22 protein-coding genes, 1 tRNA gene and 2 pseudogenes are annotated in these 20,345 nt (G+C 72.5%); 10 read left to right on the top strand and 15 right to left on the bottom strand.

From position 1 onward, the window contains the following. The 3 genes from ACEPPI_RS33760 to ACEPPI_RS33750 all read right to left on the bottom strand — a co-directional run. Positions 1-237: zinc ribbon domain-containing protein (locus tag ACEPPI_RS33760; protein WP_373919076.1), on the bottom strand; the 237-nt coding region annotated here is incomplete at its 3' end. 9 nt (positions 238-246) lie between these two features. Next, on the bottom strand, positions 247-795 hold the full coding sequence (locus ACEPPI_RS33755) for a DUF4383 domain-containing protein (protein ID WP_373919079.1): 549 nt from the start codon (positions 793-795) through the stop codon (positions 247-249). Positions 796-1,057: 262 nt separating this feature from the next. Beyond that, the gene (locus ACEPPI_RS33750) at positions 1,058-2,302 is read right to left on the bottom strand and encodes a hypothetical protein (protein ID WP_373919075.1); all 1,245 of its coding nucleotides are present in this window, start codon (positions 2,300-2,302) and stop codon (positions 1,058-1,060) included. 105 nt (positions 2,303-2,407) lie between these two features. Between ACEPPI_RS33750 and ACEPPI_RS33745 the strand changes: the two genes are divergently transcribed. From ACEPPI_RS33745 to ACEPPI_RS33735, 3 genes are all read left to right on the top strand, one after another. Beyond that, positions 2,408-2,482, top strand: a tRNA-Val gene (locus tag ACEPPI_RS33745). A gap of 128 nt (positions 2,483-2,610) precedes the next feature. Further along, a complete protein-coding gene (locus ACEPPI_RS33740; protein WP_373919074.1) occupies positions 2,611-2,808 on the top strand; it encodes a hypothetical protein in 198 nt (65 codons plus the stop codon). Between the two features lie 216 nt (positions 2,809-3,024). Continuing rightward, positions 3,025-3,360 carry a hypothetical protein gene (locus ACEPPI_RS33735; protein WP_373919072.1) on the top strand — a complete coding sequence of 112 codons (336 nt, stop codon included), beginning with the start codon at positions 3,025-3,027 and terminating at the stop codon, positions 3,358-3,360. A gap of 92 nt (positions 3,361-3,452) precedes the next feature. Here ACEPPI_RS33735 and ACEPPI_RS33730 read toward each other — a convergent pair whose 3' ends face one another. Beyond that, the gene (locus tag ACEPPI_RS33730; RefSeq protein WP_373919071.1) at positions 3,453-3,866 is read right to left on the bottom strand and encodes a hypothetical protein; all 414 of its coding nucleotides are present in this window, start codon (positions 3,864-3,866) and stop codon (positions 3,453-3,455) included. A 171-nt stretch (positions 3,867-4,037) separates the two neighbouring features. After that, entirely contained in the window at positions 4,038-4,112 is a 75-nt protein-coding gene (locus ACEPPI_RS33725) for a 50S ribosomal protein bL37 (protein WP_100661309.1), read from the bottom strand. A gap of 109 nt (positions 4,113-4,221) precedes the next feature. On the opposite strand from ACEPPI_RS33725, the gene ACEPPI_RS33720 reads away from it, so the two are divergent. Together ACEPPI_RS33720 and ACEPPI_RS33715 are read left to right on the top strand one after the other, a co-directional pair. Further along, complete coding sequence (locus ACEPPI_RS33720; protein WP_373919070.1) at positions 4,222-4,887, top strand: hypothetical protein; 666 nt, start codon at positions 4,222-4,224, stop codon at positions 4,885-4,887. Between the two features lie 7 nt (positions 4,888-4,894). Next, on the top strand, positions 4,895-5,119 hold the full coding sequence (locus ACEPPI_RS33715; RefSeq protein ID WP_373919069.1) for a DUF2277 domain-containing protein: 225 nt from the start codon (positions 4,895-4,897) through the stop codon (positions 5,117-5,119). 49 nt (positions 5,120-5,168) lie between these two features. Here ACEPPI_RS33715 and ACEPPI_RS33710 read toward each other — a convergent pair whose 3' ends face one another. The 5 genes and pseudogenes from ACEPPI_RS33710 to ACEPPI_RS33690 form a co-directional block, all read right to left on the bottom strand. After that, a complete protein-coding gene (locus ACEPPI_RS33710) occupies positions 5,169-5,666 on the bottom strand; it encodes a hypothetical protein (RefSeq protein ID WP_373919068.1) in 498 nt (165 codons plus the stop codon). Positions 5,667-5,816: 150 nt separating this feature from the next. After that, positions 5,817-6,826 (bottom strand): annotated as a pseudogene (locus ACEPPI_RS33705) (sigma-70 family RNA polymerase sigma factor). Positions 6,827-6,835: 9 nt separating this feature from the next. Then, positions 6,836-7,447 carry a DedA family protein gene (locus ACEPPI_RS33700; protein ID WP_373919067.1) on the bottom strand — a complete coding sequence of 204 codons (612 nt, stop codon included), beginning with the start codon at positions 7,445-7,447 and terminating at the stop codon, positions 6,836-6,838. Positions 7,448-7,669: 222 nt separating this feature from the next. After that, positions 7,670-9,343 carry an alkaline phosphatase D family protein gene (locus tag ACEPPI_RS33695; protein ID WP_373919066.1) on the bottom strand — a complete coding sequence of 558 codons (1,674 nt, stop codon included), beginning with the start codon at positions 9,341-9,343 and terminating at the stop codon, positions 7,670-7,672. Between the two features lie 96 nt (positions 9,344-9,439). Then, entirely contained in the window at positions 9,440-10,093 is a 654-nt protein-coding gene (locus tag ACEPPI_RS33690; protein ID WP_373919078.1) for an HNH endonuclease family protein, read from the bottom strand. 507 nt (positions 10,094-10,600) lie between these two features. On the opposite strand from ACEPPI_RS33690, the gene ACEPPI_RS33685 reads away from it, so the two are divergent. Together ACEPPI_RS33685 and ACEPPI_RS33680 are read left to right on the top strand one after the other, a co-directional pair. Then, complete coding sequence (locus ACEPPI_RS33685) at positions 10,601-11,182, top strand: TMEM165/GDT1 family protein (RefSeq protein WP_030227262.1); 582 nt, start codon at positions 10,601-10,603, stop codon at positions 11,180-11,182. A gap of 250 nt (positions 11,183-11,432) precedes the next feature. Beyond that, positions 11,433-11,857, top strand: a pseudogene (locus tag ACEPPI_RS33680) (DinB family protein). 185 nt (positions 11,858-12,042) lie between these two features. On the opposite strand, the gene ACEPPI_RS33675 reads toward ACEPPI_RS33680, so the two are convergent. Then, the gene (locus ACEPPI_RS33675; protein ID WP_373919065.1) at positions 12,043-12,726 is read right to left on the bottom strand and encodes an HAD-IA family hydrolase; all 684 of its coding nucleotides are present in this window, start codon (positions 12,724-12,726) and stop codon (positions 12,043-12,045) included. A 132-nt stretch (positions 12,727-12,858) separates the two neighbouring features. Beyond that, a complete protein-coding gene (locus ACEPPI_RS33670; protein ID WP_373919064.1) occupies positions 12,859-13,869 on the bottom strand; it encodes a peptidoglycan-binding protein in 1,011 nt (336 codons plus the stop codon). A gap of 411 nt (positions 13,870-14,280) precedes the next feature. Between ACEPPI_RS33670 and ACEPPI_RS33665 the strand changes: the two genes are divergently transcribed. After that, positions 14,281-16,332 (top strand): MDR family MFS transporter, encoded by a 2,052-nt coding sequence (locus tag ACEPPI_RS33665; RefSeq protein WP_373919063.1) that lies wholly within the window; start codon positions 14,281-14,283, stop codon positions 16,330-16,332. 58 nt (positions 16,333-16,390) lie between these two features. Here the strand turns inward: ACEPPI_RS33665 and ACEPPI_RS33660 are convergent, their stop codons facing one another. Continuing rightward, a complete protein-coding gene (locus ACEPPI_RS33660; protein ID WP_373919062.1) occupies positions 16,391-16,906 on the bottom strand; it encodes a GNAT family N-acetyltransferase in 516 nt (171 codons plus the stop codon). Positions 16,907-17,026: 120 nt separating this feature from the next. On the opposite strand from ACEPPI_RS33660, the gene ACEPPI_RS33655 reads away from it, so the two are divergent. Next, on the top strand, positions 17,027-17,422 hold the full coding sequence (locus tag ACEPPI_RS33655; RefSeq protein ID WP_373919061.1) for a nuclear transport factor 2 family protein: 396 nt from the start codon (positions 17,027-17,029) through the stop codon (positions 17,420-17,422). A gap of 138 nt (positions 17,423-17,560) precedes the next feature. Here ACEPPI_RS33655 and ACEPPI_RS33650 read toward each other — a convergent pair whose 3' ends face one another. After that, on the bottom strand, positions 17,561-17,917 hold the full coding sequence (locus ACEPPI_RS33650; RefSeq protein ID WP_373919060.1) for an antibiotic biosynthesis monooxygenase: 357 nt from the start codon (positions 17,915-17,917) through the stop codon (positions 17,561-17,563). Between ACEPPI_RS33650 and ACEPPI_RS33645 the strand changes: the two genes are divergently transcribed. After that, positions 17,918-19,666, top strand: coding sequence for a recombinase family protein (locus ACEPPI_RS33645; RefSeq protein WP_373919059.1), 1,749 nt, complete (start codon positions 17,918-17,920; stop codon positions 19,664-19,666). Positions 19,667-20,223: 557 nt separating this feature from the next. Here ACEPPI_RS33645 and ACEPPI_RS33640 read toward each other — a convergent pair. Next, on the bottom strand, positions 20,224-20,345 hold a 122-nt coding region (locus ACEPPI_RS33640), incomplete at its 5' end, for an IS3 family transposase (protein ID WP_373919077.1).

Genomic DNA, 20,345 nt, shown 5'->3' with positions numbered 1-20,345 from the left:
CCCCCCCCCACACCCCCCCCCCCCCCCCCCCCCCCGCCCCCCCCCCCCCCGCCCGGGGGCCGGGGCCGCCCCCCCCCCGCCGCCCCCGCGCGTCCCGCCGACCGCGACGGCGGAGAGCAGCTTGACGGTGTCGGCGTGGCCGGCCGGGCAGTCGGCGGGAGCGGAGGACTCGGCCATCGGCCGGCTGATCTCAAAGGTGTCGTCGCAGGTCCGGCAGCGGAATTCGTAACGAGGCATGCGCACAGGCTACGCAGCGCGGCGCTCCCCGTGAAGCGGCGCCGCCGCGCTCCTGTGTTCCCGGGCCGCCTGGTCGGGGTGGCGGGCCCGCCAGTACGGGTTGTCGTGCGGCAGGGCGCTGCCCACCCGCCCGTACATCCCGAACCACATCAGCATCACGCCGACGACGAAGCTGAACAGCACGTTCGGAATCCGGAAGGCGAGGAAGTTCAGCCCCGTGTCGAGCAGGGCGAGGTTCACGAAGCCGCTCGCGATGAACGCCAGCCCGAGCCCGATGTTCAGGGTGGAGGCGAAGGTCCCGCCGATCATCATGCCGACGAAGAGCAGCACCCCGATGCAGATCGACAGGATGCTCAGCGCGCCGTTGGTGTTGAGGGCGAGCACCGTGGCGCCGCCGGTGTCGAAGAACCCGATGTGGTGGGTGAGTCCGAGGATTCCGAAGGCGACCAGCAGCAGTCCCGTGAGGCCGGCGCCGACCCGGTAGATCTGGCTCAGCTTGTGGTCGGCGGGCAGGTGATCGTCGAGCTTGGCGTTGACGGGGTGCAGGAGGCGGTGCATCAGGTGGGAGTGCTGTGGCTCGTGGGTCTCGTACGGCTCGTGGGGCACGTAGGGCGCGTAGTTCTCATGAGCCTCGTGACACCCGTAGACCGCGTGAGGCCGGTACGACTCGTAGGATGCCGGAGGCTCATGGCCCGCGCGAGGCCGATGGGACGTATGGGCAGCCATCTCGCCCTCCTCTGCTCCGCCCCCCACACCTCCAGCATCCGTCGCCGAGGCCCCCCGGACAACCCGTACCCGCCGAAGGCCGGCCCCGGCCGCGCTAGCCCTGTCCGCGCTCCGCCCGGATCCCGTTGACCACCCGGGTCACGGAGCCCCGTACGTCCTCCATCTCCAGCAGGAACGCCCAGTAGTCCGGGTGCCGCCCCTCCAGCCCGGCCAGGGCCCGCTCCACCCGTGCCACCGACTCGTCCAGCGGGCGCGCGTGCCGCGGATCGGGCACGGTCCGGCCCGCCATCGCCAGCCGTTGCGCGTCCCGGATCGCGAACCGGGTCCGCTCCACCTCGGCCTTCGGATCCCGCGCCACCGCCTCCAGCCGCGTGAGCCGGTCCTGCGCGGCCGACACCGCCTCGTCGGTCGCGTCCAGCGAGGTCCGGACCTCCTCCAGGAGCGTCCCTACGTCGGCCCAGCGCTGTTCCTCCCGCGCCCGGCCGGCCTCCCCGAGCCGGTCCTCCGCCCGCGCGACGTCCCGTACCGCCTGGTCGGGGACGTGCTGGAGGTCCTGCCAGCACGCCGCGCTGAACCGGCGCCTCAGCTCGCTGAGCACCGGATCCACACGGTCCGCCCTGTTGCGCAGCGCCTGCGCCCGGGTCCGCAGGCTCACCAGCCGCCGGTCGATCTCCGCGGCCCGCTCCGGCAGCCGCGCCGCCTCGGCCCGTACCCCTTCGGCGTCCCGCAGGATCCGGTCGGCACGCTGCACGGTCGCCTGGACCCCGTGGAGGGCCGCGCCCTGGTTCAGCTTGGTCAGCTCGGGCCCCAGCGCGGCCAGCCGGGCCGCCAGTTCGTCGGCCCGTATCCCCTTCGCCCGCGTCGCGTCCAGCGCGTCACTCGCCGCCAGCAGCGCGGCCTTCGCCCGCTCCCGGGCCGGCGCGACCCTCGCCAGCTGCGTCTCCGCCTTGTCCAGCAGCGGCTGCAGCCCCTGGGCGAACCGCTCCAGCTCCCCCTTGACCCGCACCAGCTCCTCACGGGCCCGGGTCAGCTGCTCCCGCGCCTGAGAGGCGACCGACGCCTCCAGATCGACCCGGTCCAGGTCGTGCGCGTCGACCGCCTCGATGTACACGTGGCTCACCTGGTCGATGCGCTGCCCCAGCGCCACGAAGCCCTCCGCGGCCCGCCGGGCCTCGGGCGACCCGTCCGCGGCGGCGATGGTCTCCATGGAGATCCGCAGATCCCGCTGCGCGGTGTCCAGCTCGTAGAACGCGGCCGCGGCGGCATCCTTCGCCGCCTGCGCATCCGCCCGCCGACTCTCGTCCCGCCCGCCGAACCACCGCCGGGATGCCGTCGTCACAATCCCTCTCCCGTGCCGCGTCCGCCATGCCCCGGTCCATTCTCCCCCACGGGAACGGGTTTGCGTGGGGGGTGCGCCCTGCATGTAGGCTGTCCACTCGTCCACGGGTGCGTAGCTCAGGGGTAGAGCGCTGCTCTTACAAAGCAGATGTCGGCGGTTCGAAACCGTCCGCGCCCACCAGTGCGAAGGCCTCCGACCGATCATGGTTGGGGGCCTTTGGCGTCTGTACGCGGGTGACGCACGCTCCCGTCGTCCGCGGCAGCGATGCTGCCTCTGTCGGATTTCGCCCTCCGCCTACGCTGTCGGCCATGCGTGACGAGAGGCACGACGAGCCGCTGTCGGAGGACGAGTTGGAGCTCTTCATTCAGTACCTCCACCGATACGCCATCCATGATCTCGACCAGTGGCTGCATCTGCGGGTGGGGCACGAGGAGCACCCCGTATACGTCAGCCTCAGTGGGAAGCCGGACCCGGAGGCCGACCCGTCTGTCTACCGGCGGCCCTGAAGGGCAGTGCCTCGGCTGGGCGGGGGAGGTGCGGGTACGCGGTTTTGCGAGGCGCGCCGGTGCGGCGTGGCGGGTACGATCGGCCGGTGACGTCACATCAGGCGGATGCCTCGTAGACCCCCGCGCGAGCCGAGGGCCACCGCGCCCGGGAGCCGGAACCACGTGATGAGCACGCTCCTTGTAGGTGCGTGTCCTGGGCCGCCGGTCTGTACTGCCGTGCACACGTACCTCTTCGTCGACGGCCTCGACCTGGTGGTGCGCAGTGACAGCAGGATGGCCGGCCTCGACCCGAGGCGGCTCCTTCGCCCGGGCGGACCGCTCTATCCGAGGGACATGCCGCGCACGGTGGAGGTGGCGGCCGAGGAGCGGCCCGAGTCGGGGCCGGGCAGGCTGACCGTCCGGGTTCGGCTCCGCGGTGAGACGGTGATCTGGTCCGACCTCATGTACCCGGGTGTCGACGACGGGGCCGTCGAGGAAGTCCGCTTCCGCCTGCGGCAGTACCTGGGTGAGGTCCAGCGGGCATACGCGGCGGTATTGCAGACCCGGCCCTGACCGCAGCGGAGGCCCTCCCGGGCCGTGGACGGGGCCGACGGCGGTGGTGGCCCGGGTGGTGGTGAGCGGCTTGCCCGGTGGCTCGGCTCCTTCTAGGGGCGGGGGTCTTCCGGTGGGGTGGTCCTGCGTTTCGAGGTGGTGATGGCGAGGGTGAGGGCGCCGGTGGCGGTCAGGGTGGTGAGGGCGAGGAGGCAGACTCCGATCATGAAGAGGCCGCTCGCGTCGTCCGACCAGTCGTAGTAGGCGGCGGCGGTCAGGCCGGTGGTGGTGCCGAGGACGGCCGCCGCCGTGTGGCCCCGGGAGGCTGCCCGGTACGTCAGGGCCAGCAGGGTCAGTCCGAGCCCGATCACCTGCCACGCCGCGTAGGGGCCGGTCTCCGAGCCGTCGGGGTGTACGTCGCGGTGCTGGTCCCAGCCCAGCCAGGCGGCCCAGGCCGCGATCGCGGCTGCGGCCTGCAACGGGATCGACAGCTGGTGGGTAGCGGGTATCCGCGGTCCGTTGCGCATGCGCTCACTGTTCCGGACCGGGTGGACGAGGGGCAGGGTGCCGGTACTCAGGGTGGAGTGAGTGGGCGTGCTCAGGGCACGGGCCGGGGGGCGTGGAGAAGCCCCCCGCCGTGCGTGGTTGGGGGGCTTTTCGAGTGGCCGCCCGTGTGGGCCCGGGCGGGTGAGTCAGGGTCAGGCGTTGGGGCGCTTGCCGTGGTTGGCCTTCTTCTTCTTACGGGCGCGGCGCTTGTTTCCTCGCTTGGCCATGGTGTCTCCCTCATCCCCCGATGCGGACATTTCGGGCGTTCGTCAGTCTAGGTCCCGGGTGGGTTTCCCGCACGGTGGGACGGGGATCCCATCGCTGGGGGTGATGGTCGTGGCAGGGGCCGAGGCGTGGGTCTGGGGGATCGGGATCGTGGTGGTGGGCGTCGGGGCCGTGTGGGGTGAGTGGCGGCGGGCCCGGGGGTTCGAGGCGCGGCGGGACGCGGAGCGGGCGCGGCTGCTGGCGGGGCTGGGCGCCGCCGGACCCGGGGCCGGTGAGGGGGATGGTGAGGGGGACGGCCAGGGGGGACCCAGGCTCGTGGACGCCGGGCGGGGCGGGGCGGCCGAGCCGGAGGACCGGCGCGACGACTTCACCCCGATCCTCGTCGAGTACTACGCCTACGGGCTGGCGCAGGCCCGCAGCAGTTTCGTGACCAGCCAGCGGTTCGCGGGCATCGGCGCGGCCGTGCTGCTGTTCGGGGTCGGGCTCGCCGTGTGGAAGGCGGAGAGCGCCGGGGACGCGTACATCGGGGTGGTGACCAGCTCCGTCGGCCTGGTCGTCACCCTCGTCGGCCAGCTGTTCCACCGGCGGGCCGACCTCGCGCTGCGGCACATGACCGCGCAGAGCGCGGCCCTGCGCGAGGACCGGAGGGCCGCCGAGAACACGCGGCGGGCGATCGGACTGCTGGAGGAGGTGGCCGACCCGGTGTTGCGGGGCCGGCTCCAGGCCGGGCTGATCATGAAGCTTTCCGGGGCCGAGCTGCCGGCTTCCGCGCCATAGTGGAGGTATGTGCCGCTCCATTAAGACCCTGCGCCCGCCCGCCATCCCCGCGAAGGCCACCGAGGAGGAGATCCGCGCCGCCGCGCTCCAGTACGTACGGAAGGTGTCCGGATTCCGAGCACCCGCCGCGCACAACCGGGAGGTGTTCGACGAGGCCGTGGACGCCGTCGCGGAGGCGACCAGGCTGCTGCTCGACGGGGTGCACGTGCGTGGACAGTCCGCGACAGTGTAGGGGGCAGGGGCAGGGGCAGGGGCAGGGGCAGGCGTGCCGGGGGCGTCGGTCAGCCGGTCCGGGCCGTGCGCCGGCGCAGGATCCAGACCCCGGCGCCGAGCGCGCCGGCCGCGAGGGTGCCGCCCAGGGCGACCTGCCCCGTGCTCATCGAATCGACGCTCCCGCCGAGTCCGCCGCGCGCGGCCCCGGGGGCGACCTGCAGGGTGACCGTGATGCGGCGGCCGCCCGTGCCGCCGCACTCGAAGGTGACGGGGTGCGCGCCGGTGGGGGCGTCGGTGTAGACGGTGGCTTCGCCGAACAGGTTGGTCGTCGCCTGAAGGCTGCCCGGAGTCAGCGAGACCGCGCCGAACGCCCGGGAGGTGGCCCGGCCGGTCTTGGTGCCGCAGCCCTCGACGTTGAGGCTGACGCGCCCGCCCGGGGCGACGGTCCCGGGGGAGACGGTGGCGGAGGGGGCGGCGGAGACGGGAACGACGGGTGTGACGGCAGCGACGGCGAGTGTCGCGACAGCGACTCCCGCCAGGCGGTACCGGATGCGTGTGGGGGACATGGAGAGAACTCCTCGGGCTCCTCGAAACGGCGCGGCCAGGGCACGGACGTGACGCGGAATCGGATGCGCGCCGTGCTCTGGACGCTAGAAGCCCCGCCGGGACGCGGCGATCGCTGCAGGGTGAACGGGTGACCGACTGCTCCGCCCGGCCTACGCGTCCAGGTGAGGGGGCAGACCGAAGAGTGGGAACAGCCGCTCGGTGTCGCGGAAGACGCTGATGTCGGTGACCGTGCCCCCCGACACTTCGACGACCTGGAGCGCCCAGGGGGCGAAGCCCGTGCCGTCGGCCCGGCGCCGGTACTGGCCGAAGGCGGGCGAACCGTTCGCCGTGGTCGGCACCAGCCGGGACCCCCGGCAGCCGACGGCGGGACCGGTCAGCCACGCCCGGATCTCGGCGGAGCCCCGCATCCACAGGGTGTGCGGGGCCAGGGACAGGGTGGCGTCCACGTGCAGCAGCATGGAGAGGGCCTCCATGTCGAAGCCGGAGAACGCGGCGGCGTACCGGTCGGCGAGGGCCCGTCGGGTGGATTCGTCGGCGGGTGCGGCCGGTGCGCCGTCCGTACTTTCGCAGCGCCGGGCCGCGAGCACGGCCCGAGCCCGCTGCAGCGTGCTGTTCACGGAGGCGACGGTGGAGCCCTGAACGTCGGCGACCTCATGTGCCGAGAAGCCGAGGACCTCGCGCAGGAGCAGGACGGCGCGCTGCCGGGGCGCCAGGTACTGCAGCGCCGCTACGAAGGCCAGCCGGACGGACTCGCCGGTCGCGGCCGCCTCCGCCGGTCGACGGCCACGGCCGTGGGGCCCGCGGGGAAGGGTTCGATCCACGCGGAGGCGTCCAGCGCGGGGCCCGGCGAGGCGGCGCCGACGGCCGGGCCGCAGAGGTCCATCGGGCGGGCCCGGCGTTCGCGGCCGGCCAGTGCGTCCAGACAGACGTTCGTGGCGATGCGGTAGAGCCACGTCCGCAACGAGGCGCGGCCGTCGAACCGGCCGGCGCCGCGCCAGGCGCGGACCATGGTCTCCTGCACGGCGTCTTCCGCCTCGAACACCGACCCCAGCATCCGGTAGCAGTAGCCGGTCAGTTCCCGCCGGTGTCCTTCGAGCCGGGCCGTCACCGCCTCGTGGCCGGGTGGGGTGCCGGTTCCGGGAACGTCGGGGTCCGTCATGCGTGTCTCCTACGTCGCGGGCGCCGTGGCCTCGGGCGGCCGGCGGACGAGAAAGGCGGCCAGGGAGCCCGCCGCGAACAGGGCGATCAGGGAGACCGCCGTACCGAGCCAGGTGGTGCCCAGCAACTGGGTGCCGAAGTAACCCAGAGACACGCTGTAGCCCGCCCAGGTCATGCCCGCCAGCACCGACCAGGGAAGGAACTCCATCACCTTGCGCTGGGTCCGGCCGGCCCCCAGCGAGACCACCGAGCGGCCGGCGGGTGCGAAGCGGGCGATCACCACCAGAGCGCCGCCGCCCCGGGAGAGGGCCGTGCCGAGGCGCTCCTGAGCCCGGGTCAGCCGGCGGGAGCGGGCGATGGCCCGGTCCAGGCGGGCCCCGCCGAGCCGGGCCAGCCGGTACGCGGCCAGGTCGCCCAGGACCGAGGCCGTCGTGGCGATGACCAGCAGGGCCCTGATGTCGGGAACCCGGGGCGGAGGACCGGCGGCCGCCGCCGCTGCCGCGGCCGTGATCACCAGTACCCCGCTCGGCAGCACCGGCAGGAACACGTCGAGCACGATGGACACCGCGACCACTACGTAGATCCATGGGCTTGAGGTCAACGACCCCAGCGTTTCGAGCACAGTAGGACTCCCCAGTCCGAAGCGCCGCGTCGTCGCGGGGAGCGGCAGGGGCGGCTTGACAGCCATACAGCGTACGCCCGGCGGGGGGCCGGACGAGCTCGGGGGCCACCGCGTCCGTCAGGTCCGCCGCCGCACAGCCGGTTCCGATGCCGGGTCCGCCGCCGGGGCCGCCGTCAGGGCCGTCAGAGCCGCTGTGTTCGTCGGCCGGGCCACCGTGTCCTTCTAGTGCGGTTCGGTGAGCTCCCGGTCCAGGACCGTCACCAGTCGGGCCGTTCCGGCCGCTCCCCGTCGCCCCGGGCGGGCCTGGTCCAGGCGCAGCCGGGCGCCGCGGCCCGCCAGCGCCAGCGTCATCAGCTGGTTGCCGAACCACGGGCCGCCCGTACGCCGCCAGCTCAGCGGCGGCCGGCCCGTCCGCCCGTGCCGGGAGAAGCCGCGCCCCAGCCACCGGCCCAGCCGCGACCAGCCCAGCCGGAAGCCCCACTTGACCGCCGTGTGGATGGAGTTGTGCACCGGTGAGCAGGTCAGCTGGAACACGCGGGCCGTACTGGGTATTCGGGGCTCGGCCACGTACGCGTGGTGGACGTCCCCGGACAGGACGAAAACCGTCGCCGGGGCCTTCGGTCCCGTCCCCACCTCCTCGATGAGGTCGCTCAGCGCCGCGAACGACGCGGGGAACGCCGCCCAGTGCTCCAGATCGGCGCGCCGCCGCAGGTCCTCGCCGATGCGTGCCCACCGGGCCCCGCGCTCTCCCCGGCACAGCGCGGCGTTCCACACTTCCGCGTCGTGGATCAGCGGGGGCATCAGCCACGGCAGCGAGGAGCCGATCAGCAGGTGGTCGTAATCCCCGTGCCCGGCGAGGGCGTTCTCCCGCAGCCAGGCCTGTTCGGCCGGGTCGAGCATGGCCCGCCCGTCCTCGGCGAGCACCCGGGCCGCCCGGGTGTCCACCATCAGCAGCCGGGTCCGGCCGAAGTCCCGCCGGTAACTCCAGCGCACCGAAGCCGGATCGGCGTCCGCTCCGGCCGCGAAGGCGCGCAGGGCGTCGGTGCCGTCCGGGTCGGCCCGTACCGCCGCGTACAGGGGGTCCGCCGCGAGTTCGGCGGGGGAGAGGTTGCCCAGGTGCTGGTGCACCCAGTACGACATGAGCCCGCTGAGCACCCGCTCCGGCCACCACGGGGTCGCCCGCATCTCCGCGAGCCAGGACTCGCTGGTGTTCCAGTCGTCTATGACGTCGTGGTCGTCGAACACGTGCAGGCTGGGGACCGTCGAGAGCAGCCAGCGGATCTCGGGGTCGAGCCAGGACTCGTAGTAGAGCCGGGTGTACTCCTCGTAGTCCGCGACCTGTGCGCCCGGCGCCTCGCGCAGGTCCCGGCGGGCCGCGAGCCACCGCCGTGTCTCCCGCGACAGCTGGTCGGCGTAGACCTGGTCGCCCAGCAGCAGGAGCAGATCGGGTCTTGGTGCTCCGGGATCGGCGGCCAGCCGCGCCGCGAGGGTGTCGAGGGCGTCGGCGCCGTGCGGTCCGCGCCGGCCGGCGGGCGGGGCGGCCTGCCGGCAGGAGCCGAAGGTGACCCGGAGCCCCGGTGCGGGCCGTCCGGTGCGGCCTCCCACCGCCGGGGTGGTGATCGTGCTCGGGGGGAAGCCGTTCCCGGACGCCGGCCAGACGAGGACTCCGTCGAGGAGCACCTCGTAGGCCGTGGTCGTGCCCGGGGTCAGGCCGGTGACCGGGACCAGCGCGTAGTGGTGGCCGCAGATCTGGAAGGTGCGGGCGCTGCCGCCGGACCCGTCGGTGCACCGCACCACGGCCGTGCACGGGCGGTCCGCCTCGACCCATATCGTGGCGGCCCCGCCCGTGTCCCAGTCGATGTGGCGCAGCAGTGGCCCAAGACGCAGTCCGGCCATGGAACTCCCCCTCCTCCATACCCCTTTCGATCACGGTACGGGGCGGAGGGCACGCCTGGCCTCCCCCTGGCGGGGGAGAGCGGGGGTGATCGCGGGTCAGCAGCCGTTCAGGAGGTTCACCAGGGCCGTCTTCTCCCCGCTGTCCATGCTCAGACCCCAGTACTGCTTCACCTGCACCCACATCCGGGCGTACGTGCAGCGGTACGCGGTGCGCGGGGGCAGCCACTTGCCGGGGTCGAGGTCGCCCTTGGCCTGGTTGACGTTGTCCGTGACGGCGATGAGCTGCGGGCGGGTGAGGTCGTTGGCGAACTGCTGACGGCGGTCGGTGGTCCAGGAGTTGGCGCCCGAGCGCCAGGCCTCGGCGAGCGGGACCATGTGGTCGATGTCCACGTCGGACGCGGCGGTCCAGGTGGCGCCGTCGTACTCCGAGTACCAGCTGCCGCTGACGGCGGCGCAGGCGGAGTCGGTGACGACGTTGACGCCGTCCCGCTTGAGGACCGTCTCGCGGGTGTTACAGGTTCCGGAGACCGTGCTCCAGTGCGGGAACTGGGCGCGGCTGTAGCCGCTGAGGGAGCCTTCCGGCGTCGGCGTCACCGTGTCCAGGTAGCTCCGGGCGGCGGCCGCGCTGATCGGGGTGGGCGGGGAGGCCAGGGCGGCCGGGGCGCTCACGAGCGAGGTGAGCGAGGCGAGGGCGACGGCGGACGCGAGGATGCCCGCGCGGCCTATGTGACGCGCGTAGAAAGAGGGCATGCGAAGAGAAGCGAGGGCCATGAGGGCTCCCTGGGTGCGGGGGGTGGTGGCCGTTCCGCCCCGGTGGGGCGCGGCCATGCTGGCGGCGCCAGGTGTCGCGGGGACGGGCGCCAGGTGACAGGTTGCCGACATGAGCACGTCACATCAAGGCACCCAACGATCCCCGGCCACAGGGAAGTTGGAAATCCGGCCACATGGATGGCGTGGAACGGGGTGGAGTGGGTCCAAGCTCACATTCCGGGCAGGGGTGGCCGGTGGCCGCCGTCGCTTACCCTGGAGGAGCATGAAGGGGAGTAGCTCTTCGCCGGACCGTCGACATACTGCTGGGTCACCCCAGCCGGCGCCCGGAGGCAGGCCGCGTCAGCGGTCGGCCAGCGAGACCTTCGGCCGCAGTGTCCTGCCCGCGTTTACGCACCTCAGGGCGCCGCCGAGCCGAAGCGACCCCTGCCGCACCTCAGGTCTCTCGGTCCCGATGGCGTCCTGCCCGACCGATCGAGGTCCCACCCCGTGTTCAGCTTCACCGTCATGGCGATCGCCTTCGGCGTCGTCTTCCTCGCCGAACTTCCGGACAAGACGGCCCTCGCCGGTCTGATGCTCGGCACCCGCTACCGCGCCTCCTACGTCTTCGCGGGCGTCGCCGCCGCCTTCGCCGTGCACGTCGCGCTCGCCATCGCCGCGGGCAGCGTGCTCACGCTGCTCCCGCACCGGCTGGTCCAGGCCGTCGTGGGTGTCCTCTTCCTCGCCGGCGCGGCCATGCTGCTCCTGAAGAAGGACGACGGGGACGAGGAGGTCAAGGCGCCCGCCGACCAGTCCTTCTGGAAGGTCTCGGGAGCCGGCTTCATGCTGATCCTGGTGGCCGAGTTCGGTGACCTGACCCAGATCATGACCGCCAACCTCGCCGCGCGGTACGACAACCCGGTCTCCGTCGGTCTCGGCGCGGTGCTGGCCCTGTGGGCCGTCGCGGGCATCGGCATCCTCGGCGGGCGCACCCTCATGAAGTACGTGCCGCTGCGGCTCATCACCAAGATCGCGGCCGCCGTCATGGCGGCGCTGGCGGTGTTCTCGCTGTACGAGGCGGTCGCGGGCTGAGCGAGGGCGTCCCGCCGCGGCCGGGAAACCCCCTTGTGGGGATCCCCGGCCGCCGGGCACGCCGGCCGGCGTGACCTCCACCGTGCCCGTGCCCGTGCCCGGGTCCCCGTCCTTGTCCTTGTCCTCGTCCAGCCCGGGTTTCGGCTGGTCCAACATGTTCGTGCGTCCCGGCGAGGACGCCCGGTCCGACGGCGGGTTCCGGGGCGAGCGGGCCCTCTTGGCCGGCTACCTGCGCGATCAGCGGCTCACCCTGGAGCTGAAGTGCTCCGGCCTCGACACCGGGGCGATGGCCCGCCGGGCGGTGGAACCTTCGGGCCTGTCGCTGCTGGGCCTCGTACGCCACCTCGCGGGCGTGGAGCAGAAGTGGTTCAGGGGGTCATGGCGGGCGAGGAGGTACGCCGGCACTACCGCTCGGAGCGGGAGCCGGACGGGGAGTTCACGGGGGCCGTGGCCGACCCGGCGGTGGTGGCGGAGGCCTGGGCCACCTGGCGGGCGGAGGTCGCCTTCGCGGAGCGGCTCGTCGAGGAGGCTCCCGGCCTCGGGGCCGTCGGCGACAACGGCGGAGTGCCGACGGAACTGCGCGAGGTGCTCGTGCACATGATCGAGGAGTACGCCCGCCACAACGGCCACGCGGACCTGCTGCGCGAGCGGATCGACGGGCGCGTCGGCCAGTAGCGGAGCCTTTTGCGCCGGGTCTTTTGCCCCGGGCCTGTCGGCTCCGGACCTCTTGCCCCGGGCAGGCCGCGTCGGGCCCGTCGTGCCGGGCTCGCTGCCCCGGGCCGCTCTGGGGCAGGCGCCGTCGGGTCGGGAGCCGGTGCGTGGGGCGGCGCCCCTACGGGGGCACGCGCCCCGGCCCCGGGTCAGGAGGCAGGGTTGAGGACGAGGCGGATCGTGCCGTCCCCGTCCGCCTCGACGCGGACCGAGGTCAGGTCGGGAACGTGGGCAGTCGGCCCGTACGCCGCGGCGCGCGGGCCGACGCCGATCACGCGCATGCCGGCCGCCAGGCCCGCGGCGATGCCGGCGCCGGAGTCCTCGAAGACCACGCAGTCGGCCGGGTCCATGCCCAGTTCGGCCGCGCCCTTGAGGAAACCCTCGGGGTCGGGCTTGCTCGCCCCGACGGATTCGGCGGTGACGCGGACGCGCGGCATCGGCAGCGCGGCCGCCGTCATCCGGGCCGCGGCCAGGGCGGCGTCGGCCGAGGTGACGAGGGCGTGCGGCAGCCCGGCGATCGACGCCATGAACTCCTCGGCGCCCCCGACGGGGACCACGCCGTCGGTGTCGGCCGTCTCGCGGGCGAGCATCACCTTGTTCTCGGCGTGATTGAGCTCCATCGGGCGCTCGGGCAGCAGGACGGCCATCGTGGCGTAGCCCTGGCGGCCGTGGACCACCTTGAGCGCCTCCTGCGGGTCCAGCCCGTGGGACACCGCCCACTCGCGCCAGCAGCGCTCGACCACCGCGTCCGAGTTGACGATGGTGCCGTCCATGTCCAGGAGCAGCGCCCGGGTGGTGAGGGCGACGGGCGTGGTGATCGTGCTGGCCGGCATCGGAGGGCTCCAGACGGGGCGGGAAAAGAGAACAAGTGGTTCCGTCCACCGGTCAGGGAGTGCGGACGGAACCACTTTGTTCCTACACGATACAAAACGAGGAGGGGTGCGCGCCACCGTCCGCGGAGTGACCTATCCCTCCAGGGCGCGCCGGGTCGCCGGACCGTAGACGCCCTGCGGGTCGCCTTGGACGTCGTTGTAGAACTGGAAGTCGTCCACGGCCCGCTCGACGGAACGCCCGTAGCGGCCGTCGAAGCGGCCCCGGTACAGGCCCTGGTCCGCCAGGAGCCGCTGGAGCTTCTCCACCTCGGGGCCGGAGTCCCCGGAACGCAGGGTCACCGGCTTGGCCGCGGGCGGCGGGGTGGTGGGGGCGACGGGGCGGCCCGTGGTCGCAGACGGGGCCGGAGCCGCGGAGGACGAGCGGGACGCGGTGGGGCTCGCGGCGGAGGCGGACGGGGACGCGGAGCGCGACGCGGAGGCGCTCGCGCTGGGGGAGGTCGACGTGGAGGGCGACGGCGTCTCCCCGGTGGGCCCGTCCGACGGGCCCACCGGGGAGACGCTGATGGCGGGCGCCGACGGACCGGGGTCCAGCAGGACGGCGTCGCCCTTCCCGGAGCCCGTGAAGACGCCGAGCGACAGTGCCACCGCGCCGGCGGCCAGGACGCCACCGCCGGCGATCAGCGGCACCAGCAGCCGGTTCCGCCGCGCGGAGCCGGCGCGGCGCGGGTGCGGGGCGACGGGGCTCAGCTGCACCGTCTGCTCGGCCGGCGCCGGTACGGGTATGCCGTAGGCGGGCGTGTGGGGCTCCGGAGCCACGGGGGGCCCCGCCGGCACCGCCGCCAAGAGCTCGGTGGCCGCCTCCGCCCGCGGGGTCGGCGGCCCGCCGCCGAAACCGGCACCGTCCGACGCGGAGGGGTCCGGGCCCACCACGTCGGGCCGGCCGGAATCCGCGTGCCCGGCCCCGTACGCCACGGCGCCCGTGCCGGTACCGGCCGGGGGCTGCGGCCACACGGCGTGCCCGTCCCGGGGGCCGGGCACGTACGGGCCTCCGAGCCCGTGCGGAGCCCCGTGCCCGGGCGCCGGGGACACCGGGGTCTGCGGGTACGGGCCGTCGGTACCGGGCGGGACCTGCGCGTACGGCACGCTGGGGCCGAGCCCATGCCCAGGCCCAGCGCCAAGGCCAGGCCCAGCGCCAAGGCCAGGCCCAGCGCCAAGGCCGGGTCCAGAGCCAAGGCCAGGCCCAGGACCCGCGCCAGGGCCAAGGCCGGCCCCCGGCCCAGGGCCTGGGTCCGGCTCCGGGGGCGTCGGGACCGGGGTCGGTCGGGGAGCGTAGGGGCGGATGCGGAGCGGGTCGAAGGATCCGTTCGGCATGCATATGCATTCGGCGCGTACGGCGCCGCAATTCGGACAGCGCTCAGCGCTCACTGCTACCCCTCCCGTGGCCACTGCCAGCGATTATGCAGACCCCGCAGGTCCCACCCAACCCGCCCGACAGGCCATAACCGGACACACCGCTCAGGATGGATGGTGCCGATCCTGCCTGAGGAGGACCCGATGGCCCAGGATGTCACCGCTTCCACCGTGGAACCCGGTCCCGGTGCCGAGCACGCCTCCCGGGAGGTGCTCGTATCGATCGGAGCCCTCCTGCTGGGCCTGCTGATAGCCGCCCTCGACCAGACCATCGTCTCCACCGCGCTGCCCACCATCGTCAGCGAACTGGGCGGCATGGAGCACCTGTCCTGGGTGGTGACCGCCTACATGCTGGCCTCCACCGCGGCCACCCCGCTGTGGGGCAAGCTCGGCGACCAGTACGGGCGCAAGAAGCTCTTCCAGTACGCCATCGTGCTCTTCCTGATCGGCTCCGCGCTCTGCGGCCTCGCCCAGAACATGCCCCAGCTCATCGGATTCCGCGCCCTCCAGGGACTCGGCGGCGGAGGGCTGATGGTGCTCTCGATGGCGATCGTCGGTGACATCGTCCCGCCGCGCGAACGCGGCAAGTACCAGGGCCTCTTCGGCGCCGTCTTCGGTGCGACCAGCGTCCTCGGACCGCTGCTGGGCGGCCTGTTCGTGGACCACCTGACCTGGCGGTGGGTCTTCTACATCAACCTCCCCATCGGGCTGGTCGCCCTCGTCGTGATCGCCGCGGTCCTGCGGATCCCGGCCCGTTCCTCGAAGCACACCATCGACTACCTCGGCACCGCGCTCATCGCCTCCGTCGCGACCTGCCTCGTGCTGGTCGCCTCCCTCGGCGGCACCACCTGGGCCTGGGCGTCGAGCCAGATCATCGGACTCGCCGTCCTCGGCGCGGTGCTCCTCGTCGCCTTCGTCCTCGTCGAGCGGCGGGCCGCCGAACCCGTGCTGCCGCTGAAGCTGTTCCGCATCCGCACCTTCACCCTCTGCTCGGTGATCAGCTTCATCGTCGGCTTCGCGATGTTCGGTGCGATGGTCTACCTGCCGACCTTCCTCCAGATCGTGCGGGGCGTCTCGCCGACCATGTCGGGCGTCCACATGCTGCCGATGGTCTTCGGTCTCCTGATCGCCTCCACCGTCTCCGGTCAGATCGTCAGCCGCACCGGGCGGTGGAAGGTCTTCCCGATCGCGGGCACCGGCGTCACCGCCGTCGGACTGCTGCTCCTGCACCAGCTGGAACGCACCAGCTCCGACTGGCAGATGGGCGCCTCCTTCTTCGTCTTCGGCGCGGGCCTGGGTCTGGTCATGCAGGTCCTCGTCCTCGTGGTGCAGAACTCGGTCGGTTACGCCGACCTCGGCGTCGCCACCTCCGGTGCCACGTTCTTCCGCTCCATCGGCGCCTCCTTCGGCGTCGCCATCTTCGGCACGATCTTCACCAACCGGCTCGGTGACCAGCTCTCGGCCGCCCTCGCCGGTGTCCGCCTGCCGTCCGGCCTGAGCGTGCAGCAACTGGAGGCGGACCCGCGGGCCATCGGCACGCTCCCCGCGAACCTGCGGCCCACCGTGCTCGATGCCTACTCCACGGCCATCACCGACGTCTTCCTCTACGCCGTGCCCGTGGTGCTGGTCGCCTTCGTCATCTCCTGGTTCCTGAAGGAGGACAAGCTCCGCGGCTCCGTCACCGCGCCCGACGTGACGGAGACCCTCGCCTCCAACCCCGTCGAGCGCTCCTCGCGCGACGAGGTCGCCCGCGCGCTGTGCGTGCTCGGCAGTCGTGAGGGCCGCCACCACGTCTACGAGAAGATCACCGACAAGGCGGGCTACGACCTGCTTCCCGCGGCCAGCTGGCTGCTGCTGCGGATCAACAAGTACGGCTCCGCCGACCCGGCCGAGCTCGCGGAACGCACCGGGATCCCCCTCAAGGTCATCACCGACGCCGGCCGCCAGACCGAGGAACGCCGGCTCGCGGTCCGCGAGGGCCTCTCGCTGGTCCTGACCGACCGGGGACGGGAGGCCGCCGCCCGGCTCGCGGCCGCCCGGCAGGAGTCCCTGGCCGAGCTGCTGGGCGATTGGTGGGGTCCCGAGCGGCCGACCGACCTGACCGAACTCGTCGCGGAGATCAACCGGGAGCTGTGCGGTTCCGACGCCGAGGAGCCCTACGACACCCTCCCGCGCCGGGACCACGCCGCCCCCTGACCACGCCGCCCCCTGACGGCCGGTCCGTCCCCGGGCCCGGCCCCGCGCCGGCGGCGGCTCACCCCAGGGACTTCTCGAACCAGTGCTCGGCGTACGGCCCGGACTTGTACGCCGGTATCTCCCTGTACCCGTGACGCGCGTACAGGGCGCGGGCCTCCACCAGGTCGCTGCGGGTGTCCAGGCGCATCCGCCCCGCGCCCAGCGCACGGGCGGCCCCCTCCAGCGCGTCGAGCAGGGCCGCCCCGCCGCCGGTGCCGCGGGCGCGCGGGTCGACGTAGACCCGGGTGAGCTCGGCGGTGGCCGGGTCGAGGAGGCGTATCCCGCCGCAGGCCAGGGGCCGCCCGTCGAGCCGGCCGACCACGAACTGCCCCGTGGGCGGCACGAGGTCGTCGGCCGGATCGTCCGCCAGCCCCTCGTCGACCTCGGCCTCGGTGGCGGGCCGCTCCCAGTACCGTCCGGCGACCTCCGCGTAATAGGCACGGCGCAGGGCGGTGGCGTCCGGCGTGCGGAAGGGCTCCGCCGTGACCTCCCACCCGGTGGGGGCCGCCGCGTCGATGATCAGGTTCTTGTCCATGGCGTCAGTGTGGAGCGTCTCCCGTCCTTCCCGCGTGGAATATCCACAGCCACGGGCCGATGATGAGGAAAGGTGTAAATAGGACTGCGGGGGATCGCGTCAACGGAGGATGTGAACGGTATGTCGGAGCACCCGGACTGTGCCCTGATCCGCCGCGGCTACGAGGCCTTCGGCAAGGGCGACATGGACACCCTGGGCACACTGATGACGGCCGACGTCATCCACCACATGCCCGGCAGCAGCCCGCTGGCGGGGCACCACAAGGGCCGCGAAGCCGTCCTCGACCTCTACCGGCGGCTCGGCGAGGAGACCGACGGCACCTACCGGGTCCGCCTGGAACGGGTCCTGGTGGACGGCCGGGGCCACGCGATGGCCTTCCACACCGCCATGGGCGACCGCGGCGACCGGGGCATCGAGATCCACGAGGGCCTCTTCTTCACCATCGTGGGCGGCAAGATCACCGACATCGACCAGTGCACCCAGGACATCGACGAGAGCGACGCCTTCTGGAGCTGAGGCCAGAACGGGGCCCTCCGGGCCACTTCCAGGACCGGCGGGACCAGGACCGGCGGGATCAGGACCGGCGGGACATGCGGGGACGCGCGGGGCCCGGGGCGGCACGCCACCCCGGGCCCCGCGCACGTCAACGGCGGCTCACGCCTGCTTCGGAGCCGCCTGCTGCACGACCTCGAACGACCACACCTGGGACCCGGAAGCCGCGGGCTTCGGCCGCTCGCCACCGGAGGCGGCGCCACCACCGGCGCCGGCACCGGCGCCACCCTGGTGCGCGGCCTTCATCGGCCCCTCCATCCACGCCTGGAAGTCCTCCTCCGAACGCCACCGCGTGTACACGAGGTACTGGTCGGTGCCCTCGACCGGCCGGAGCAGCTCGAACCACTCGAAACCGTCCGAACCCTCCACGGCCCCCGCCCGCGAGGCGAAGCGCTGCTCCAGGACTTCCCGCTGCTCGGCGGGGACGGTCAGTGCGTTGATCTTTACAACACTAGGCACATGACACCTCTCAGGAATCACAGGCCGGGCCTTGCGCCTAGCCTTGACGATGTGCGTGCAGTCTCCTACATCCGTCAGTCCAAGCGCCGTGAGGATGATTCCCAGGCGTCCCCCATGGCGCAGCGCGACCGGTGCGCGTCACTGATTAGCTCGAAGGGGTGGAAAGAAGCCGGTCACTTCGAGGACGTCGGCAAGTCCGGCTGGGACCCCAGCATCCACCGCCCGGGGTTCGAGGAGATGATGGCGGCCGTGCGCGGCGGGCACGTGGACGCAGTGGTCGTCTTCTCGCTGTCCCGACTCACCCGCCGTGGCGCGCTCGAAGCCATGAGGATCATCGAGGAACTGGAGTCGCACGGCGTCAGGCTGGTCAGCGTCGAAGAGCCGCATCTCGACACGTCCACCCCGGTCGGTGTCGGGATCCTCGCCATCATCGCGGGTCTGGCGCAGCAGGAATCCGACATGAAGTCGGCGTACGTCTCGGCTACGAAGGACACCCTCCGGCGGGCCGGTAGCCATGTGTCCGGCGTCGCCCCTTACGGCTTCACGACCGAGCGACGCATGAACGGCAAGCTGTCCGTGATGCGACTCGTCCCGGACCCCGTGGAGGCCCCGTACGTCCGCGACATGGCCAAGTGGGCGGCAGAGGGCATGTCCGCCTCGCAGATCGCCAAGCGACTCAATGAGGACGGGGCGCCTACCAAGGTGACCACGCTCGGAAAGTCGGGTGCGAAGCGCCTTGCCGCGCGCCGTGCTCGGGGAACCTCGGAGTCCGTGGAACGTCCCGCCTGGGTGTCGTCCACGGTCCTGCGCATCCTGCGGGACCCGCGCCTTGCCGGGTACGCGATCGAGTGGCAGGGGCGCGTACTGCCGACCAAGGACGCCGACGGAGAGCCGGTTCCGGGCAAGATGGGCCGCCGTGTCATCCTGCGCGACGACGAGGGCCAGCCCATCGAAGCGCACGACGCGCTGATCCCGGCTGAAGACTGGTGGCAGCTGCAAGACGTGCTGGACGGCCGCACTCAGACAGTCGTCCGGAGCGGGCGACGCGTGGCCACGCTGCTCGCCGGCCATGGGCTCCTGTTCTGCGATGTGTGCGGCTCCGTAATGGTCTCTGACAAGCGGGGCGAGAAGCCCTACTACAAGTGCAACCGGGCCGGGGGCGTAGTGGCCGGGCACGGCGGGTTGGTCATCGGCCAGGAAGCGGCGGACTACGAGACTGCGGGCCGGGTCTGGGCTCGCCTGACTGCCATGGACCCGGAAGACCCGGACGACCTTGAGTGGCTGGCCGAAGCGGCACGCCGTTTCGCGCGGCAGGGGGACACCTCTCAGCGGGATGCCGAACGCGCTTCTGTACGAGCCGAGCTGGAGCACGTACGGGAATCGAGGCGCATCCTGCATACGGACCGCTTGGCGGGGGTGTACTCCGACAAGACCGGTACGCAGATGTTCCAGGAGTCGATGGCGCGGCTCTCGGCACACGAGGAGCGCACCGCCGAGCGTCTCGCCCAACTCGATTCGGCGGAGAACCGGACCATCCAACTTCCGAACGAGTGGACGGGCGTGGACGGTGACCCGATCGGTGAGGGGTCTACCTGGTCGGGGTGGGACCTGAAGACGAAGCGCGAGTTCCTGGCGCTGTTCCTCGACTCGGTGCGGATCGCCAAGTCCGTGGGGAGGGGCCGGAACGCGAACACGACGGACCGAGTGATCCTCAGGTGGGCTGAATCCCCGCAGCCCGAGGGCGCCTGAGCCCATCTGAGTGCCTGTCGCGGCCCGTCGCTGGGGAAACCTGGTGGCGGGCCGTTCGCCGCTCCTGGGGTCGCATGGGGCTCCCAAGAATGCGGTGGAGGGTGTCAGTCCGCGTGCTTACAGTCGGGACATCCGGATTCGGTGACGGTTCCGTCGGGGGGATGACGAACTGACGTTGCCGGGGTGTGGTTCATGTGCGCCTCCTTTGCTTCTTTGCTGCCTGTTCCGCTATCGGTGCTGACCCTTGCGGTTACTGGGCTGTGGAGGAGTGCCCGAGGCTTCCATGATCAACAAAAATGACGAGGGGTGGGGTTGTGTCGGCGCTGGAGGAGACGCGCGCGACGTGTTCGGAGTGTCTTGGGGAGCGCCCCCGTGATGCCCGTGCCACGTGTGGCGCGCCGTTGTGTGTGGAGTCGGCACGGTTGTAGACGGCTGCTCGTAGGGCTCGTGAAGCGGTGCGTGCTGCCGTGGGTCCTCCACGGTGCTACCGCTGCGATCAGCCGCACGGCCGTGAGGCGTGGGCGCGGTACTGAACCGTTCCGGGTTTGATCGAGACTCTAGGTCGTGGCTGTGACCTGGGGTTTCGTGGTTTCGCGGTAATGGTTGGTCTCGTATTCGACGGGCGGGATGTGCCCTATTTCACCGTGGAGTCGTCGGTGGTTGTACCAGTCGACGTACT

Source organism: Streptomyces sp. AB3(2024) (genome assembly GCF_041862025.1).
Lineage (GTDB): Bacteria > Actinomycetota > Actinomycetes > Streptomycetales > Streptomycetaceae > Streptomyces.
Note: the sequence above shows the minus strand (reverse complement) of the source record. Positions and strands in the feature narration are given on the sequence as shown.

Excerpts from the sequence above, each read along its gene's own strand:
- ACEPPI_RS33710 (WP_373919068.1), bottom strand. The coding sequence starts at position 5,666 with ATGTCCCCCACACGCATCCGGTACCGCCTGGCGGGAGTCGCTGTCGCG.
- ACEPPI_RS33740 (WP_373919074.1), top strand. The coding sequence starts at position 2,611 with ATGCGTGACGAGAGGCACGACGAGCCGCTGTCGGAGGACGAGTTGGAG.
- ACEPPI_RS33665 (WP_373919063.1), top strand. The coding sequence starts at position 14,281 with ATGGCCCAGGATGTCACCGCTTCCACCGTGGAACCCGGTCCCGGTGCC.
- ACEPPI_RS33730 (WP_373919071.1), bottom strand. The coding sequence starts at position 3,866 with ATGCGCAACGGACCGCGGATACCCGCTACCCACCAGCTGTCGATCCCG.
- ACEPPI_RS33690 (WP_373919078.1), bottom strand. The coding sequence starts at position 10,093 with ATGCCCTCTTTCTACGCGCGTCACATAGGCCGCGCGGGCATCCTCGCG.
- ACEPPI_RS33755 (WP_373919079.1), bottom strand. The coding sequence starts at position 795 with ATGCACCGCCTCCTGCACCCCGTCAACGCCAAGCTCGACGATCACCTG.
- ACEPPI_RS33660 (WP_373919062.1), bottom strand. The coding sequence starts at position 16,906 with ATGGACAAGAACCTGATCATCGACGCGGCGGCCCCCACCGGGTGGGAG.
- ACEPPI_RS33695 (WP_373919066.1), bottom strand. The coding sequence starts at position 9,343 with ATGGCCGGACTGCGTCTTGGGCCACTGCTGCGCCACATCGACTGGGAC.
- ACEPPI_RS33675 (WP_373919065.1), bottom strand. The coding sequence starts at position 12,726 with ATGCCGGCCAGCACGATCACCACGCCCGTCGCCCTCACCACCCGGGCG.
- ACEPPI_RS33655 (WP_373919061.1), top strand. The coding sequence starts at position 17,027 with ATGTCGGAGCACCCGGACTGTGCCCTGATCCGCCGCGGCTACGAGGCC.
- ACEPPI_RS33645 (WP_373919059.1), top strand. The coding sequence starts at position 17,918 with ATGACACCTCTCAGGAATCACAGGCCGGGCCTTGCGCCTAGCCTTGAC.
- ACEPPI_RS33715 (WP_373919069.1), top strand. The coding sequence starts at position 4,895 with ATGTGCCGCTCCATTAAGACCCTGCGCCCGCCCGCCATCCCCGCGAAG.